At 42.1% G+C, this 16,489-nt stretch carries 12 protein-coding genes and 2 pseudogenes; 7 read left to right on the top strand and 7 right to left on the bottom strand.

Going from position 1 to position 16,489, the window contains the following annotated elements; translation table 11 throughout:
* Nucleotides 1-271: 271 nt before the first annotated feature.
* The 3 genes from ACM0OW_RS18380 to ACM0OW_RS18370 form a co-directional block, all read right to left on the bottom strand.
* Nucleotides 272-1,135, bottom strand: a complete 864-nt coding sequence (locus ACM0OW_RS18380; protein WP_414551592.1) for a Tab2/Atab2 family RNA-binding protein — start codon at nt 1,133-1,135, stop codon at nt 272-274.
* 255 nt (nt 1,136-1,390) lie between these two features.
* On the bottom strand, nt 1,391-2,269 hold the full coding sequence (locus ACM0OW_RS18375; RefSeq protein WP_414551591.1) for a universal stress protein: 879 nt from the start codon (nt 2,267-2,269) through the stop codon (nt 1,391-1,393).
* Between the two features lie 148 nt (nt 2,270-2,417).
* Nucleotides 2,418-3,416: an L-lactate dehydrogenase gene (locus ACM0OW_RS18370; RefSeq protein WP_414551590.1), complete on the bottom strand. Its 999-nt coding sequence runs from the start codon at nt 3,414-3,416 to the stop codon at nt 2,418-2,420.
* Nucleotides 3,417-3,659: 243 nt separating this feature from the next.
* On the opposite strand from ACM0OW_RS18370, the gene ACM0OW_RS18365 reads away from it, so the two are divergent.
* A complete protein-coding gene (locus ACM0OW_RS18365; RefSeq protein WP_414551589.1) occupies nt 3,660-4,406 on the top strand; it encodes a DUF561 domain-containing protein in 747 nt (248 codons plus the stop codon).
* Between the two features lie 233 nt (nt 4,407-4,639).
* Here the strand turns inward: ACM0OW_RS18365 and ACM0OW_RS18360 are convergent, their stop codons facing one another.
* The gene (locus tag ACM0OW_RS18360; protein ID WP_414551588.1) at nt 4,640-5,788 is read right to left on the bottom strand and encodes a DegT/DnrJ/EryC1/StrS family aminotransferase; all 1,149 of its coding nucleotides are present in this window, start codon (nt 5,786-5,788) and stop codon (nt 4,640-4,642) included.
* Nucleotides 5,789-6,084: 296 nt separating this feature from the next.
* Between ACM0OW_RS18360 and ACM0OW_RS18355 the strand changes: the two genes are divergently transcribed.
* Nucleotides 6,085-6,861, top strand: coding sequence for an ABC transporter permease (locus ACM0OW_RS18355; protein ID WP_414551587.1), 777 nt, complete (start codon nt 6,085-6,087; stop codon nt 6,859-6,861).
* A gap of 236 nt (nt 6,862-7,097) precedes the next feature.
* The gene (locus ACM0OW_RS18350; RefSeq protein WP_414551586.1) at nt 7,098-8,939 is read left to right on the top strand and encodes a tetratricopeptide repeat protein; all 1,842 of its coding nucleotides are present in this window, start codon (nt 7,098-7,100) and stop codon (nt 8,937-8,939) included.
* A 337-nt stretch (nt 8,940-9,276) separates the two neighbouring features.
* Here the strand turns inward: ACM0OW_RS18350 and ACM0OW_RS18345 are convergent.
* From ACM0OW_RS18345 to ACM0OW_RS18335, 3 genes and pseudogenes are all read right to left on the bottom strand, one after another.
* A pseudogene (locus ACM0OW_RS18345) lies at nt 9,277-9,738 on the bottom strand (transposase); the annotation flags it as partial.
* Between the two features lie 261 nt (nt 9,739-9,999).
* A complete protein-coding gene (locus ACM0OW_RS18340) occupies nt 10,000-10,899 on the bottom strand; it encodes a succinate--CoA ligase subunit alpha (protein WP_414551585.1) in 900 nt (299 codons plus the stop codon).
* 101 nt (nt 10,900-11,000) lie between these two features.
* On the bottom strand, nt 11,001-12,227 hold the full coding sequence (locus ACM0OW_RS18335; RefSeq protein WP_414551584.1) for an ATP-grasp domain-containing protein: 1,227 nt from the start codon (nt 12,225-12,227) through the stop codon (nt 11,001-11,003).
* A 1,075-nt stretch (nt 12,228-13,302) separates the two neighbouring features.
* On the opposite strand from ACM0OW_RS18335, the gene ACM0OW_RS18330 reads away from it, so the two are divergent.
* The 4 genes and pseudogenes from ACM0OW_RS18330 (at nt 13,303) to ACM0OW_RS18315 (ending at nt 16,486) form a co-directional block, all read left to right on the top strand.
* Entirely contained in the window at nt 13,303-14,994 is a 1,692-nt protein-coding gene (locus ACM0OW_RS18330; RefSeq protein ID WP_414551583.1) for a hypothetical protein, read from the top strand.
* 11 nt (nt 14,995-15,005) lie between these two features.
* Nucleotides 15,006-15,350: pseudogene (locus ACM0OW_RS18325) on the top strand (GAF domain-containing protein); the annotation flags it as partial.
* A 5-nt stretch (nt 15,351-15,355) separates the two neighbouring features.
* Nucleotides 15,356-15,685 (top strand): GGDEF domain-containing protein, encoded by a 330-nt coding sequence (locus tag ACM0OW_RS18320; RefSeq protein ID WP_414551582.1) that lies wholly within the window; start codon nt 15,356-15,358, stop codon nt 15,683-15,685.
* Between the two features lie 66 nt (nt 15,686-15,751).
* Entirely contained in the window at nt 15,752-16,486 is a 735-nt protein-coding gene (locus ACM0OW_RS18315) for a DUF1995 family protein (protein WP_414551581.1), read from the top strand.
* Nucleotides 16,487-16,489 lie beyond the last annotated feature (3 nt).

Here is a 16,489-nt window from a genome sequence, read left to right as displayed (position 1 = left end):
AGGGGGGATCGAAACGCTGTTAGGCAACTTGATAAGACTTGTGTGTACACGGTAGGGTGTAGGGGGGAGAATCCCATGCATAAATACAGGGGCTTGGGAAAAGGACGCATTATTTTTCGCACTTGCGCGTCTTGAAATAAATATTTTTATGTTTGGCATACATAAATGCAGGGGCTTGTATCCCTGTTGGCAGGGGAATTAAAAATCCTTCTCCCTTGCTCCCTTGCTCCCTGCTCCCCTGCCTCTTCTAGTCAACCATCAGTCCTGCTAATTACCCAAGATTTAAATTTTGTAACAGCCAAAATCCGGTGAAAGATTCTGCTTGGGGATCAGACTGGACACCAATAAAATGGACTCCATTGGCTTTTTCTTTGGCTTGTTCATAACCTTTGGCCTCGGCTAAAGTTTGAGGATTTTTGATATTAGCCAAAATCCAACTTTCAGTAGCACCCGTTTCTAAAACTAATCTCTCCCCTTGTTTAGTATCAAAGTTCAAGCAAGCCAACTCCAAACCCGAAAGCCACCCGGCGATGGGTAAGGCTCTGGGTGAGAAAATTAACACACCAGGAATACGAGTTTCAGGAGACACATTAGCTAATTTTAGGGGAAAAGCTTCACCAAAACCAATATCCCATTCTGACATTTCATCAAATTCCGCAGCTTGTAAACTGACAAATGCCCACTGCTTACCTTCCAAAGCGTCTGGTAAACGTTGGGGTAAAGGGCTGTCTAAGCGCACTGAGGGATTAGTCCCGCCTTGATACCCTGGTTCTTGAGGATAAACTTCCTCCATGCGCTGTCTAAGCCATTGATTGAGAACTAAAATCCGGCGGCTAGGTTGAGCGGGGATACCCACATCCTCGCAAGCTTTAGTAATCATATTGCTCATTTGACGGCGGAAGAAGCGGATTCGGATTGGTGCTTCCCCTGCCTTTTCGATGGCTTCCTGTAACGCCCTCCGCAACCAACCCGAATTTACTTGCGTACTGGGGCAATACTGTGCATAACGAAACAAAGATTCCGGTTTTGTGCGAATATCCGAAGGACTTTCGCAAACTAAGACTTCCCAAACTTTTTTCTGCTTTTCATCCAAAATTGGACGAGAGTAAAAATCGATTTCCCAAATACTACCCATGTTTTGCCGTGAGATTCTGGCGACTTGATATTTTCTTATATTTTCATCATAAGAGGGAATGGTTAAAGAAGCAGAGGGGGAAGAGGCAGGGGGCTACCGTGTACACACAAGTCGAAAAATAAATATTACCCACATTGGCTTAAACCTCGTAGGGTGCGTTATGGACGCTAGTCCATAACGCACCCTACTAACTACGAATTACGTTCGCGTAGCGTGCCGGAGGCTCTATTATCAATTACGAATTATTTTGACTAATTAATCTGGGAATGGGAAAAACAGGACAGGATACCAGCTTTGACGTAATACTTCTGCCGCAAAACTGGAAATTAACCATTCTTGGAGTTTACCTATTGTTCCTGAAGATACTGCGATCGCGCTAATATCAGCCATGACAGCTGTCTCTAACACCTGGCTGACAGAGTTTCCTTCCCTGACTTCTGTCTCTACTTGTAAATTCACCTCCTCCAACTCAGCTTTAATTCCAGACAGGATTTCATGAGCCTCCTGTGGTAGAACTTTCAAGGGTTTTTGTTTGGAAGTTTTATTCTCTAACACCCAGCAAAGCTGACACTGTTGGAGATATCTATCAGACTGTTTTTGCGCTAACTGTTTAATTTGTTGCAACAGGTAATGCGAAACTTTACCATCGTTATAAGGAATTAGCAAAGAGCCAAAAAGATGTTGGCAACGCAGTGTTAATTCTTCGGAAGTAAAGGCTGAGAATAACTGAGGACGCACTACTAACAGAGGAATCTTGGTTTGGTGGGATAAGTCAGCCATCGTACTACCCACTAGTTTTTCCGTCAGGATGCTGCGAGTTGGAGAACCAAGTATAATCAAACTAGATTTATAGGCTTCGGCTACTTTCAAGATTGTCTCAACTGGCTTGCCTGATTGCACTTCTATTTTTACTTCTACGTCAGTCGGACTTTGCTCAAGAGCTTTTGCCAATCTAGTTTGAGCTTGTTCAATTTTTTCACTATCCACTTTGGGAATAATGCCTCTTTCCCACAACGGCACAACGTGTAGAAAAACAATTTGCTTGATTCCTGCTAGTTTCAGACTGCCAACAAACTGTGATAGACGATGCAAGCCGTCAGAAAAATCTGTGCAAATTAAAACTTTTTCAAACATAAATTTCAAAGATAGATAATTAATAAATAATCTCAAGTATGGGCTTTCCAGATTTTGATGCTGCACAACAGCTTATAAATAAATGATAGTGCAGCAATTTTATTGATCGAGTACCAACTGGAGAGGATCAAAGAAATTCAGCCCTAAGTTAAATATTCAGATTCTCAATAGTCTGGCGGAGAGTTTGACTAGAATTTTGTAACTGTTGTAATTCAGTTTGATTCAACGAGAAATTCAAAACCCTCATTACGCCCTGACGGTTAATTACGGCAGGTAGACTTAAACATACATCTTTAATACCATGAATATTATTGATCAGGGTGCTGACAGTTAAAACTCGGCTTTGATTGCGTAAAATTGCCTGGGCAATTTGGGATACTCCCAAACCAATTGCATAGGAAGTTGCTCCTTTACGCTGGATAATTTCGTATGCAGCGTTCTTCACTTGTTCAGAAATTTCTTGTAATTGCGGATCTATCTCTTTTCCTTCTTCCAACTGTTCACTTATAAGATGCATTCCAGCTATATTCAGCTTGCTCCAAACAGGAACTTCACTATCACCATGTTCTCCAATAATGTAGGCGTGTAAACTACGCGGATCAACTTGGTAGTGTTCAGATAATAAATAACGAAAACGTGCAGTATCTAGGACTGTTCCCGAACCAATCACACTAGAACTAGGCAACCCAGAATATTTGAGACAGGCATAAGTCATGATGTCTACTGGATTGGTAATAATTAGAAAAATCGCTGTTGAACAAAATTTAACAACTTCAGGAATTAAGGTTTGAAAAATTTCTATATTTCTACTTGCTAAATCTAAACGGCTTTCTCCTGGTTTCTGGTTGGCTCCAACAGTAATAATCACAATATCTGCATTTTCCCCATCAGCTAAAGTCCCAGCCCTAACTAATGTTGGTTCAACAAAGGGTAGTCCATGATTTAAATCCATGACTTCCCCTTCTAATTTGCGTTCATTGATATCAACGATTACCAATTCATCTAAATTATTTTGGATGAGCATTGAATAAGCACAAGCCATCCCCACCTGACCTGCACCAATAATTACTCCTTTACGCGGTCGGCGGATGAGAGGTGAAAGGAATTTTTCCTCTGATGAAATTGTAAATAATTCTTCAGAAAACATATAAATAATTAACCTCTTAACTATGCTCCAATATTTATTATTCCCCAGGATACCAGTTATCAGTTACCAGTTATCAGTTATCAGTCAAGAGGCATAATTGGATTGAATGTGAGGATTGTGACTTGGAATCACAGATTGAAGGTTACAACAGGGAGATATTGTCGTGATTTTTGCGCGTCTACGATTTCCACCAACCCAGGGACGGTAGAATAGGTCTTATTTCTTACCGTCAACAGAAAAACTATGACAATACATTCTACTCTCCAACGTGCCTTTGCTGAACGTAGCGTTCTGAAAGTGATTAGCGGCTTGAACAATTTTGATCGCGATCGCGTAGCTGCTACAATCAAAGCTGCTGAACTTGGTGGTGCTACCTTTGTCGATATCGCCGCCGATGCTGCTTTAGTGCAGATGGCGAAAAAGTTGATTAATTTACCAGTTTGTGTATCAGCAGTCGAACCAGAAAAGTTTGTCCAAGCTGTCAACGCTGGTGCTGATTTAATTGAAATCGGTAACTTTGATTGTTTTTACGCTCAAGGACGCAAATTTGAAGCTGAGGAAGTTTTAGCCCTAACTCACCAAACCCGCGCCTTGCTGCCAGAAATTACCTTATCTGTGACTGTTCCCCACATCCTGGAATTAGACCAACAGGTACAATTAGCCGAGGAATTGGTAAAAGCTGGCGCAGATATTATTCAAACCGAAGGCGGTACAAGCAGCCAGCCAGTACACTCTGGAAGCTTGGGATTAATTGAAAAAGCAGCTCCCACCTTAGCAGCAGCTTATGAAATTGCTCGTGTGGTTTCTGTACCTGTACTGTGTGCTTCTGGTATTTCTAGCGTCACCGCACCTTTAGCGATCGCCTCTGGTGCAGCTGGCGTTGGTGTTGGTTCGGCGATTAATCAACTCAACAGTGAAGTAGCCATGATTGCTGCTGTGCGTGGCTTAGTGGAAGCTTTGGCTATTGCTAACAGCCGAGCGATCGTTTAGGGAACACTAAAAAATCAATTCCCCACTCAAAAACTGTAGTGGATTGAAACAACTAATTTGGTGCATCAACATCAATATTGTGGGGTGGGCTTCTAGCCCGCCCAGAACAGGCAAGACTTGTACTGAGCTTGTCGAAGTATGCCTGTTCCACAAGAAAAACATAATGCCCTATTTTAGCTATGTCAATCCATTACAAATTGAGCATTGATTATTTCCCACAACTCCCTAATTTCTTAACCCAAACTATCTTTCAAAGCATAAATTACCTGATCTTGCTGTTCATGCGTCAGTTCTGGGAACATGGGCAAAGAGAGAACCTCGTGACAAGCTAACTCGGCTACTGGTAATTGTCCTGGCTGATAACCTAAACTTTGATAAACGGGCTGCAAATGTAAGGGCTGGGGATAGTACACCATTGAACTTACTCCCTGTTCTTGCAGTTGACTGCGTACAGACTCTCGGTGAGTAGCACTAGCACCATTTCGTCCCTCAGTTAATACGCGAATGGTATATTGATTCCAGACACTCATCCCACCAGCTAATTCTTTTGGTGCAACAATACCGGGAATTTGACACAGAAACTGCTGATAATAAGCTGCGATCGCACGTCGTTGATTATTCCAAATATCCAGATAACGCAGTTTAATTTGCAGAATAGCGGCTTGCAGACTATCCAAGCGACTATTTACACCAACTTCTTCGTAATAATAGCGGTTTTTCTGTCCATGTTCCTTGAGTACGCGCATTTTTGCCGCCAATTCAGGATCATTAGTGGTAATCGCTCCACCATCGCCACAACCGCCTAAATTCTTGGTAGGGTAGAAACTAAAGCAACCAATATGTCCGATACTGCCGACTTTTTGATTGTTCCAACTTGCACCTGTAGCTTGAGCGCAATCTTCAATCACTGCTAAATTATGCGCCTGTGCGATCGCCATTAGTGCTGTCATATCCACAGGTTGCCCAAATAAGTGAACCGGGATAATCGCTTTGGTTTTAGGGGTAATGGCTGCGGCTACTTGCTGCAAATCAATATTAAAAGTATCGGTGTCAATATCAACAAAAATTGGTTTTGCACCCACAGCACTAATCACTTCGGCTGTAGCCACAAAGGTGAAAGGTGTGGTAATAACTTCATCACCTTGACCAATTTCTAACGCCCGTAAAGCTAGGTACAGTGCATCAGTCCCAGAGTTACAGCCTATACAATAATTTACATCGTGATAGGTAGCAAACTGTTGCTCAAAGCTTTCCACTAAAGGGCCGCCAATATAACGCCCAGAAGCCAAAACTTCTAAAACGGCTGCGCTCACTTCTGCTTCAATAGTGGCGTATTGTTGCTTAATATCAAAGGCAGGAATAGAATTTACACTTTGGATCATGAGTTTTTATTTTATCTGAAGATACAAAGGATGCACTGCGACTGCCAATTTTTGCTATGAGAATTTTGATCAAAAAGCTTTGCAAAGACTGTCGCCCCGAATATGCATCAAAATTGGGTTTTTACTGTAATTATTTTATGGTTAAGGATACCATTGGTTGGTAGAAAATGCGATACATATCACCCATGATTCTATACTGGGAATTAAAGTTCCAAGTTGTTTGATCCCCAAAACTGGAATTAGGGAGTGAGAAGAAATATTTTCATATTTTTTTGTGAGCAGGAAATGGAGAATTGATGCAGGATTTAATCAAGCTGGATTTTGTTGATTTAGCTATTGCTGTGGGATTGATGGCGATCGCCATTGGTTTATCTGCCTGGGAAAAATTAGGACTAGAATTAAACTTAGCGATCGCTACAGGCAGAACCATCTTACAACTACTCGTATTAGGATACGTTTTAGACTTCATTTTTGCTTTAAACAATGTTTGGGGAGTGTTGGCGATTTTAGCAGTAATTTTGACGGTTGTAGCGATTCTTGCCAAAAATCGGATCAGTCCCAAAATTCCCCAAGTTTTACCCTTGGTATGGGGAGCAATTTTAATTAGTACTGCTGTGACAGTTATTTATACTAATTTTTTAATTATTCAACCGGAGAGATGGTACGAACCCCGTTACGTAATTCCTCTAACCGGGATAGTATTAGGTAATGCCATGAATGCAGCTGCGATCGCTGGGGAACGTCTTGTCAGTACGATGAATGCCCAATCTGTGGAAATAGAAACACACTTAAGTTTAGGTGCAACTCCTCAGCAAGCAGTCAGTCAGTACCGCAAAGAAGCCATTAGAGCCGCATTTCTCCCGACTCTCAATCAAATGATGCTTGTGGGTATGGTAGCTATTCCCGGAATCACCACAGGTCAGTTAATCGCCGGAATCAGACCAATTGATGCTATTTCCTACGAAATTGTGATTATTTTCATGGTTGCGGCTTCCAACTTGCTCACAACTATATTAATCACGAGAGGATTGTATCGTCAGTTTTTCAATTCCGCCGCTCAGTTGGTGAGGTGAGCCAGAAAGAGGCAGGGGGGCAGGGGGCAATACGGTTCAGTTAAGATTCAAACTCTTCGTTTAGGTCATTTTTTTTAACGAACCGCCAAGTACGCCAAGGACACCAAGTGAAGAATGAGAAGGAAGAAATGCTGAACTGTATTGGGGCAGGGGGCAGGGGCAGGGGGGAGAAGAGGGTAACTTCTAACTAATAACTAATGTCCTAAAATAGAAATTGACGTTCCCCAGCAGTTAAAGTGTCTGAATCTTTGCCAATCCGCGACCGCTATCTTACTTTTATTGATGAAATTATTGAATCCACCCTCAAGGGCAAAATTAGCTCTGTAGAGATGGTGTATCAAATGCTGCAAAAAAATATAATTTCAGGGACGGGGGAAGTCTTTGAATTAGTTTTGAGCGATCGCCTCAGTAGCATTCAAAGCCAAGTGGATGGTGAAACCGATGAACTCAAGCAAGCCAAAGCCAACCGGAAATTAAGAGCGCTTAAGACCATTCAAAGCCAATGGCAGAGATATTCTCAGCAAAATCAAGCTACAGAAGCGATCGCCTCAGCAGTTAGAGAAATTACTACAGCTGCTAAAGATGAACGACTGACTATATTTTTACGAGTTATCGACCCCAATCAAAAGCAACCGCCAAATACACAACAACTACAACAGTTAGCCAAAGGTTTACAACAATTTGCTCAAGTAGATGGTGATTTACAGGAAATATCCCAGGGAATTACCCGTGGTTTAAGCACTTGGCAAGGACTGCAAGACCACTTGGTAAGCTGGATGTATGAAAAAAATCAACAATTGGGTTTTGGTGGTGTTCCCGGCGAAAGTGGTCCCTGGGCAACTTGGGCAAAACAAGTTAAAAGTCATGTCCCCCAATCCCTACTTCGCGCCTTAGCAATGGGAGAATCAGCCATTGAATTTGCCGAAAAACAAAGCAGTATTAGTCTCAGTGATTGGGTAGAAGTAGCATTAATTTTACAATACCTGCAACGGGGTTTAGTCAACTGGTTCGACCAACAAGCCTACAACGTCCAAGCCGGGTCAAAAATGTCAATTTCCACATTCTTGACCTTTGCAGTAATTTGGAGTCAGTTAGCCAGTGGTTTTCAAAGTAGAGCCGCATACAGTAATGGCTGTTCTCAAATTATGCTCCAGATTTTACGCACCTTTGCCCAACGACCATATTTTCCCCTTTATGGTGGTATTTTCGCATCTTTTGCCGGCAACTCTTTACGGGATGCTTTAGATTATCTTGATGAACCATTGCGAAGAGTTGAGGGAACCCAAGAAAAAGCCAGAATCCTGACACTGTTAGGCTATTCACAGCGTGCATTAGGACAATATCAGCGTTCAATTCATTTTCATCAGCAAGCTTTGGAGATAGCGAGAAACGCAGGCGATCGCCCCTGTGAACTTGCCAATCTCAACCACCTCAGCCGTACCTATGTACAAGAAAAAAATTATACTGAGGCAATAAATAATAGTCAACGGGCATTAATGCTGAGTCGCCAAGCTGGAGAACGCACAGCCGAAGCCAATGCCCTGGTAAACTTAGGTTACAGCGAAGTCATGCAGGCGCAAAAGCTGGAACAAGTAGAAACAGAAGTATATGAATCAGCTATTAACTATTTAGAACAAGGATTAAAGTTATCAGAACAATTAGGAGATATTCAAAGTAAAGCTTTATGTTTTAGTAGCTTAGGTATTGCTTATTTAGTGATAGGTCAATCAGAAGCGGCAATTCCCTATTTAGAAAATGCTTTTAAAACAGCCCAAGTTGCTGGAGACTTATATCTTCAAGGGCGCAACTTAGCTTATTTATCGGAAGCTTATTATAATTTACAAAATTCCGAAAAAGCGATTTATACAGGTGGCTTAGGAATGTATTTGTTAGAGCAAATTGCTTCTAATGAATGGCGACAATCAGCAGGTTTACTCACAATTTTACAAGGACAAATGGGAGCAGAAGCTTTCCAAACTTTATTACAACAACATCGCCCGAAAATGATTGCGATTATTGGTGTAGATGGATATGATTACATTCCTAAATTGTTAGAAATCTACAAAGAAAGTATGTAAATATGAAAAGTTTGTAGTCAGGACTTTAGTCCTTTCTATATTTTGCACCCGTCGCAATAACCCGCCGGAGGTTCTTTTTCACATCACGCGAAAAGTAAGAACATCCTACCACCGTTGGGTTTCACAAAGCTTCAACCCAATCTACTGGCTGATGTAAAAAACCGTTCGGCTGACGCTCACGGCGAAGCCTATTACAGCTATTTTCAGGTAAATAGACCACACGGTAGGGGCGCAAGGCCTTGCGCCCCTACGACAGATGTGGTTCAAATAGATGAAAACTGCTGTAAACCCTCTTACCTTGGCGTTCTTTGCGTCTTGGCGGTTCGTTTCAGCAAAATTACAGCAGTCGTCGCAATTCTGCAACTGTATTTGCTGTGATAATTGCCCGTAAAATCATTTTTAAACGTTCTAAATCCGATATTTCGACAATTTGCGGCATCAATTCCAAACCATCGCTACCAAATTTGGCTTCTAAGCTAGTTTCAATGCTAAAAGTTATTCCTTGTCGTTGTCCGCGTGTTTCACCACGTGCTTCACCGCGTGCTTCACCACGTGCTTCACCGCGTGCTTCACCCTCACGTAATATTTCCTGATACCAAGGCGACTCATGTAACACAGCCATATCCCACCTCATTATATCTTGAACTAACGCCGTCTCTAGTACAAAGGTAGCAAAAAATGCTAACACCGTTTCCAGTTGGTTTAACTGTTCATCGGCACGTAAAATTTGTAAGGCTTCTCTAATTGTAGACTCGTCTTCTCCACCTTTGAGAATTGGGACAAAAGGAAGCAACGAAGGGGGAGCATCTCACTTTTTTGCACGTCATTGCGAACGAAACGTTCGCGTAGCGTGGCGTTAGCCATAGTGGAGTGAAGCAATCGCAAAATCTCCAACTAACAAAAAACCTATGCGATTGCTGAGTCGCAAGGCGACACGCTACGCGGTAAGCGTTCGCGTTAGCGTGCCGGAGGCTCTAGCTATGCCGAAGGCTTTACGTCGTTCCTCCTCGCAATGACATTGGGACAAGTTAATATTGCAGTATCGAGTTTAACAAACAAATTAGTGACTTTTTTCAACTAATTTAATTCCCTTTTTCACTAATTCTGGAATTAGAGAAGGACGTTCAGCCACTGGAATTTTAGCTTCTTTAAAAGCAGCTAATTTACTTTGGGCTGTGCCAAAATTAGGGTCACGTCCGATAACTGTGGCTAAAGTTCCACTTTGTCGCCAATTTTTAGCTAATGGTGCGTGTCTACCGGCAATATAGGCAATTACTGGTTTATCAATTGCTTCAGTAATATATCGCGCTGCGGCTTCTTCACTATCACCGCCGGGTTGACCGACTAAAACGATCGCTTCGGTAGTTTCATCTTCATCGAGAATTTGCAACCATTGCAAAAACGATGAACCAACGATCGCATCACTACCAATACTGACACTAATTGATTGCCCTAAACCAGCTTTGGTTAATTCCCAAGCAACTTCATAAGTTAGAGTACTACTACGGCTAACAATCCCTACAGATCCAGGTGTATATAATTCGCTGGGTTGACTACCTAAGAGAATTTTTCCTGGTACGATAATTCCCGGACTATTGGGACCGACGATCAAGGTTTCACCGGCTTCAGCTTTCCGCAATAATTTCACCATATCCAAGGGTGGTACGCCACCAGTCATGATGATAATCTGGCTAATATTACAGGCGATCGCTTCTAATGCTGCATCTAAAACTTGGTATGGGTGTACGCAGATAATTGTTGTGTCAATTGTGCCAAATTTCGCCACCACTTCTTCCACCAAATCGAACACTGGCAGATTGTAGCGTTGCTGTCCACCACATCCAGGATTGACACCAGCAACTAAATTTGTACCATAAGCTTTCATTTGAGCAATATGAGTTGCTGTAATAAATTCCGAAAAGCCTTGGATTAATACTTTGCTGTCTGGTGTTAGGTTCATATAAATATTTGGTAGTTTGGACAATTACCTATGTTCATTGGTGGTTAATTAATTCCTCGGTGTACTTCACTGAAGTATTATATTTTCCAGAAAAAATTGCGTTATACCTTTTTGTAAGCCGTTGGTTTGGCGAGACGAACAGCTTGTGTAACCGCTTCATCTAAATTTTCTACTACTATCAAAGCATCGCTTTGAGTGTTTAAGGTGGCTAAAAAATCCTTAGCCACATCGAACTCAGAACCTGCAATCCGCACAACCAAGCGGGGAAAATGAGACTCTCTGCGGGTGCGGCTGCTAACTCTTACAGTCTGTGGTTTGATTTCGTGGTGTTCTTGCTGGATAAAATTACTAATGATGTCGGCGACTTCCTCTGTCTGAGGTACACTACCGAGAAGATTAAGCAGTATAACTTGAATACTTTTGTCAGCTGCGAGGATGTTCAAACCTTTGGCTAGACGGGAGCAAAAAGTCGTCGGTGACACATCTGTGAGGAAAGCATGGCGCAGATTCAGACAACTACCAGGCTTACCACCCGCACTGGTGACTAAATCTAAGGTAGCCATCATCGAACCAGTACCATTACCCAGAATGCCAATTTTACCATGTAATTCTAAACCATCCCAATCGCCTAAGTGACCGTTCACTGAACTTCTGGTATGACGGTTAGCTATTTTTACGGCGATCTCCGCTAAGTCTGGATGACGGCCAATGGCACGTTCGTTGATACTGACTTTACCATTGAGCGCCATCACTTCACCTGACGCACTCACGGCTAGGGGATTAATTTCCACCAAGTCTAAATCTTTCTGCACAAATAGCTGGTACATTTTCTCAACAACCGAGCTGACAGACTGCATTAATTTACCTTGCAATCCCATTTTTAACGCCAGTCGCCTGGCATAAAAAGGAGAAAATTCTTGTTCCACAACAACGTGATGCATTTTCTCCCCTGCGGATTCCCAATCAACATCCGCTTCGGTGCAACCTAACAGCACTGGGCGACAGACAGCTGTATCTAAAACTACGGCTAAATAAAATTCTTGTTGACTACTATACTTGGATTCTGCCAGTAAAACCTCTGGTAATTCGCCCCAAATCGGCAAATTAAAAATGGTTTGTGCGGCGGCGATCGCATCAATTGTGGTTTCAACAAACCTGACTCCACCAGCCTTTGCTCTTTCGCCTGCATACACTTGCGACTTCAGTACAATCGGATAGCGAATTTTTAAACGTTTCAAATCTGTGGGATGGTCAATTCGTTGGGAAGGCAATACGGGAATGCCTATTTTGCCAAACCATTCTTTAACTTGGTACTCCAATAAATCCATTTACTTGCACCCTATTATTTACACTTTCAAAGGCATTTGTTTGGTGCTGTTTTTGACTTTTTATAGCACTATAGTTACGTGTTTTTACTTTTTTCGTCTATGATAAATAATTTATTTATTATGTATTAATTCTATCGGATTCCGTAAATGATGCAAATCAGTTTCTGAGATTAAAACGTGACTACTGTACTTACTAAAAGTGATTAATATTCACGGTGAATTTGCCAGCATATAACAAAACCAGCATTAATGTCAAAAAACTCTGGCAATATATCTTTTTTCTTACCTCAGAACTACTGGAGATGCTTTTGTCCTTAGTCGCAGCTTGCAGCTAGGGCTGAGAGAATTAGCCCCAACCGAGATCACTACCTTCAGATTCAGATGTCAAAATGTTAACAATTGTCACATTTCCTACTGACTACCCTGCTCTTACCCTGGATGCTAGCGCGGCTTTACTTCTTTTGACTTCTGCTAAATGGTACTGTCCATCTGAATCATCAGCAAGATTTAACATTTTGCTAAAAACTCTGAATCTGTGTTAAAAAGTTGGTCTATCAAATACCGTAGGCATACCGCATTTCCATCTGATGGTGAATCTTTCGGAGGGTGTAGGGGATAGGGTGTAGGGTGTGGGGAAGCCACGTTTAAAAACATGGGATTGAAGCAACGAGCGCCACTTGCTTTATGCCGGGGAACCCCTCCACCGCAGTGGCTTCGCTTTGTATCTCGCGCCCCATTCTCGATACAATTCCTTTTTTTGAACTGAGCTTTGAACTCAGAACTAAAGTTTTTGATTGTTGCTCTTCTACACCCTACACCCCACACCCTTTTTTCTGTAAGACTAGTGGCTTTGGCTACTCTCAGCCCAAGTTGGATTTGTATTAAAAAGCCGGATTCTGTCAAACAAGAATCGGATGCTACAGCCTCAGCTTAGGGGTGAGAATATCAATTGATTCTCTTGATTCTCTTGATTGTAATTAATTACACCGTGCGTCTGCATTTCATAAATGCAAATGCTATATTTCATCTTTTTCCAGATAAACAAAACAATATAGAAAACCAGCAGTAACGCTTTATGAAAGTAGCAGTTCAGCAAGAAGACTTACAACTTTTAGCCAGAACCTTGCAGGAACAAGTTCTTGCAGAAGTCCCCTCTGGTGAAGTTTTTCAAATTAAGTGTGCTGTCAAAAAAGACGAGTTAATGATTTTAACTGAACATCCACCGGGTGTTACCGTTGACACTGACTATATCTTTGTTGTGCTGTCAGAAGCACTCCAGTTGTCACCAGCTTACAAGGAACAGAAGGTGCAATGCTTTATCAGAATATTTGGGGAAAAGCTTCCTTATGCTAAATTTTCCTTAGTTATGAAGCAAAAGGAGGACATGAGACGAGCCATCCCGCTCTCATCTTCTCTAACCTATACTCCATCTATTATAGAGGATGATTCAGAAGAACTGTTTGATTCTTTCGTAGATACACCGGATTTGTGGAATACCGAGTCACAACGCCCCGTTAAATCTCTCCTGCTAGGGATAAGTTTGGTAGCAATTTCTGTGTTTAGTAGTGCTTTTTACTTACTGAGTCGTCCTTGTGTAATGTCTGAGTGCCAAGAAATTCAAACTGCTCAGGAATTAAACTTAAAATCTAGACAATTGATGCGTCGTGCTAATTCGGAAAATCAATTAGTCACCATACAACAGCAATTAGAAACAGCAAGCACCAACCTGTCAGTTATTCCCCGGTGGTCATCACGCTACCAACAGGCTGAGGAGTTAAAAGCTAGTTTGTCTATGCAGTCAGAGAAAATTAACCAAGTGGTGACAGCTTTACAGACGGCCAATATGGCAGAGAAAAAATCTCAAGCACCTGCAAATAGTCTAGCAGAATTACAAGATATCCAATCTTTATGGCGACAAGCGATCGCACCATTGGAAGCTATATCTCCTAATAGTGAACTATATAGTCTAGTACAGCCAAGATTATCAAAATTTCGGGTGAATTTGCAAGCTGTAAATCAACAGTTACTCAGCCAAGAAAAATGGGTGGAAAAACTCAATGATGCTAAGGCTGTAGCAAATGTAGCCGCTAAACGTCAGGACAGTGCTAGAACTTTGAATGAATGGCAACAGGCACAGTCTACTTGGCAAGTAGTGATTAATGCTTTAAATATTATTCCCAGTGATAGCCCAGCCTACACCCCAGCCCAAGAACTGTTATTAGAGTATAAACCCCAATTGGCTAGGACACGCGATCGCGCCACCACCGCACAAATGGCAGGGAGAAGTTATCAACAAGCCATTAGCACAGCCAATCAAGCCAAAACCTATGCACAAAGAAATCAATGGCAACTAGCAGTTACATACTGGGCGCAAGCTTTACAGAATGCTCAACAAATACCTCAAGATAGTCTTTACTACAATCAAGCTCAAAGCCTAATTGAACCTTACTCAGCCGCCCTCCAGGAAGCTCAAGAACAACTCCAAACCGTTAATAATTTACAACAAGTTAGTAACGACTTAAATAAAACCTGCGCTAGAGAAATTCGGATTTGCACTTTCAGCATTAATAAGACTGGAATTGCTGTATCCCTCACTCCCCAGTATGAACAAGTCCTAGAAACCTTATCTGAAGCCGATCTGCAAACGACAAATCACTGGTATATCTTACAAGAAGCTTTAGGGGTAATTGGTGATAATGTCAATTTACCAGTATTTATTTACGATACCCAAGGTCAAGGAATATATACGCATATACCGCAAGGGTAGTGATTTTGACCATGAAAGCACCAATACCTAATAACGAAAAAGAAAGAATTGCAGCACTTTTGCAGTACCAAATCCTCGATACTCCACCTGAAGACACCTTTGAAGACTTGGTTCGTATAGCTTCCTATATTTGTGGAACCCCTGTTTCTCTAATCAGCTTAGTTGATCAAAACCGTCAATGGCTCAAGGCAAAAGTGGGGTGGGATGCCGTAGAAACACCTCGTGATATGGCATTTTGCGCTCATGCGATTCTACAACCCGATGTTTTTATAGTTCCTGACACTGAAAAAGACGAGAGATTTGCAAATAACCCCTTAGTAACTTCTGCTCCCAACATCCGATTTTACGCTGGTGTACACATTTGACCGGCGATCGCGCTTTAATTACCTTTACTTCCATTGTCAGCAACGCCCTGAGAAATGTAGACTTAATAGGAAGATTTGGTGGTGAAGAGTTTGTGGTCTTAATGCCCGAAACAGATGCGCCTCAGGCTCTAGCTGCTGCTGATCGGATTCGTTGTTTGGTGGCTGAAACATCCGTTCCTACAGAAACAACCCCCCTCAAAATGACAGTCAGTATTGGTATAGCTGTCTACCAACCAGATGATACAACCATTGATCATCTCGTCCAGCGATCTGACCGTGCGCTTTATCAAGCCAAGGCGAAAGGGCGTAATACTTGCTGTATTTAATTCTGTGTGTTGCCGTTGCCGAAAGTACTGAAACAATGGAAGTAGAAGCTAGATTAAATATAAACTATGCCCGAACTTCCTAAGAGTCTTGAAGAAGCGATCGCTCAATCTCGCATCGCTACCCAAGCAGCCCTTGACGATGGCTACACTCGCTTACAAGTTGATTTTTTGTTCCCAGAACTCAAACTGATGCCGGTGGCGGAACAATTCTTATCTTTGTTTACAGAATATGACTCCCGCCTGAAAATTTTCTTTCCTGATGCTGGTGGTGCAGCCCTAGCTAAACGTGATTGGGCAGGTACACCATTTAATATATTGGATGTCGGTACAGGTAGGGCGGCCTCTTTACAGTCAAAGATTCAGCCAGAGGATGAGATTTTCTTATTTATCGCCCCCACTGCTGTAGAAGTTCCCCAAGTGGAAAAACTATGTGAAAATATAGGCGATCGCCCTTTTGTGATGTTAAATCCTCGCCTGGAAGATTCGGGGGTTGTGGGTATTGGTTATACAGCCAGACAAACCCGCCAACGTTTCATTAGCACTCTAGAATCTTGTTACTATTTGCGTCCTGTAGATGATACCACGGCTGTTTTTCGCTGCTATCCCGGACTATGGGAAGTATGGGTAGAAACCAACGGCGAGTATCAAAAGGTTGCAGAACTACCGAAAAGACCAACGGGTGATGAGTTGGATGTAATTGTCATGCAAGGACAACCACAAACAGGGACAGATGCTGCACCTGCGAAAAAGCCCAGTGTGTTCAAGAGTTTGCAAAGGTTCTTGAAGGCGTTGAGTAGCTAACCC

Source organism: Anabaena sp. CCY 0017 (genome assembly GCF_963920885.1).
Classification (GTDB): Bacteria; Cyanobacteriota; Cyanobacteriia; order Cyanobacteriales; family Nostocaceae; genus Nodularia.
Note: the sequence above shows the minus strand (reverse complement) of the source record. Positions and strands in the feature narration are given on the sequence as shown.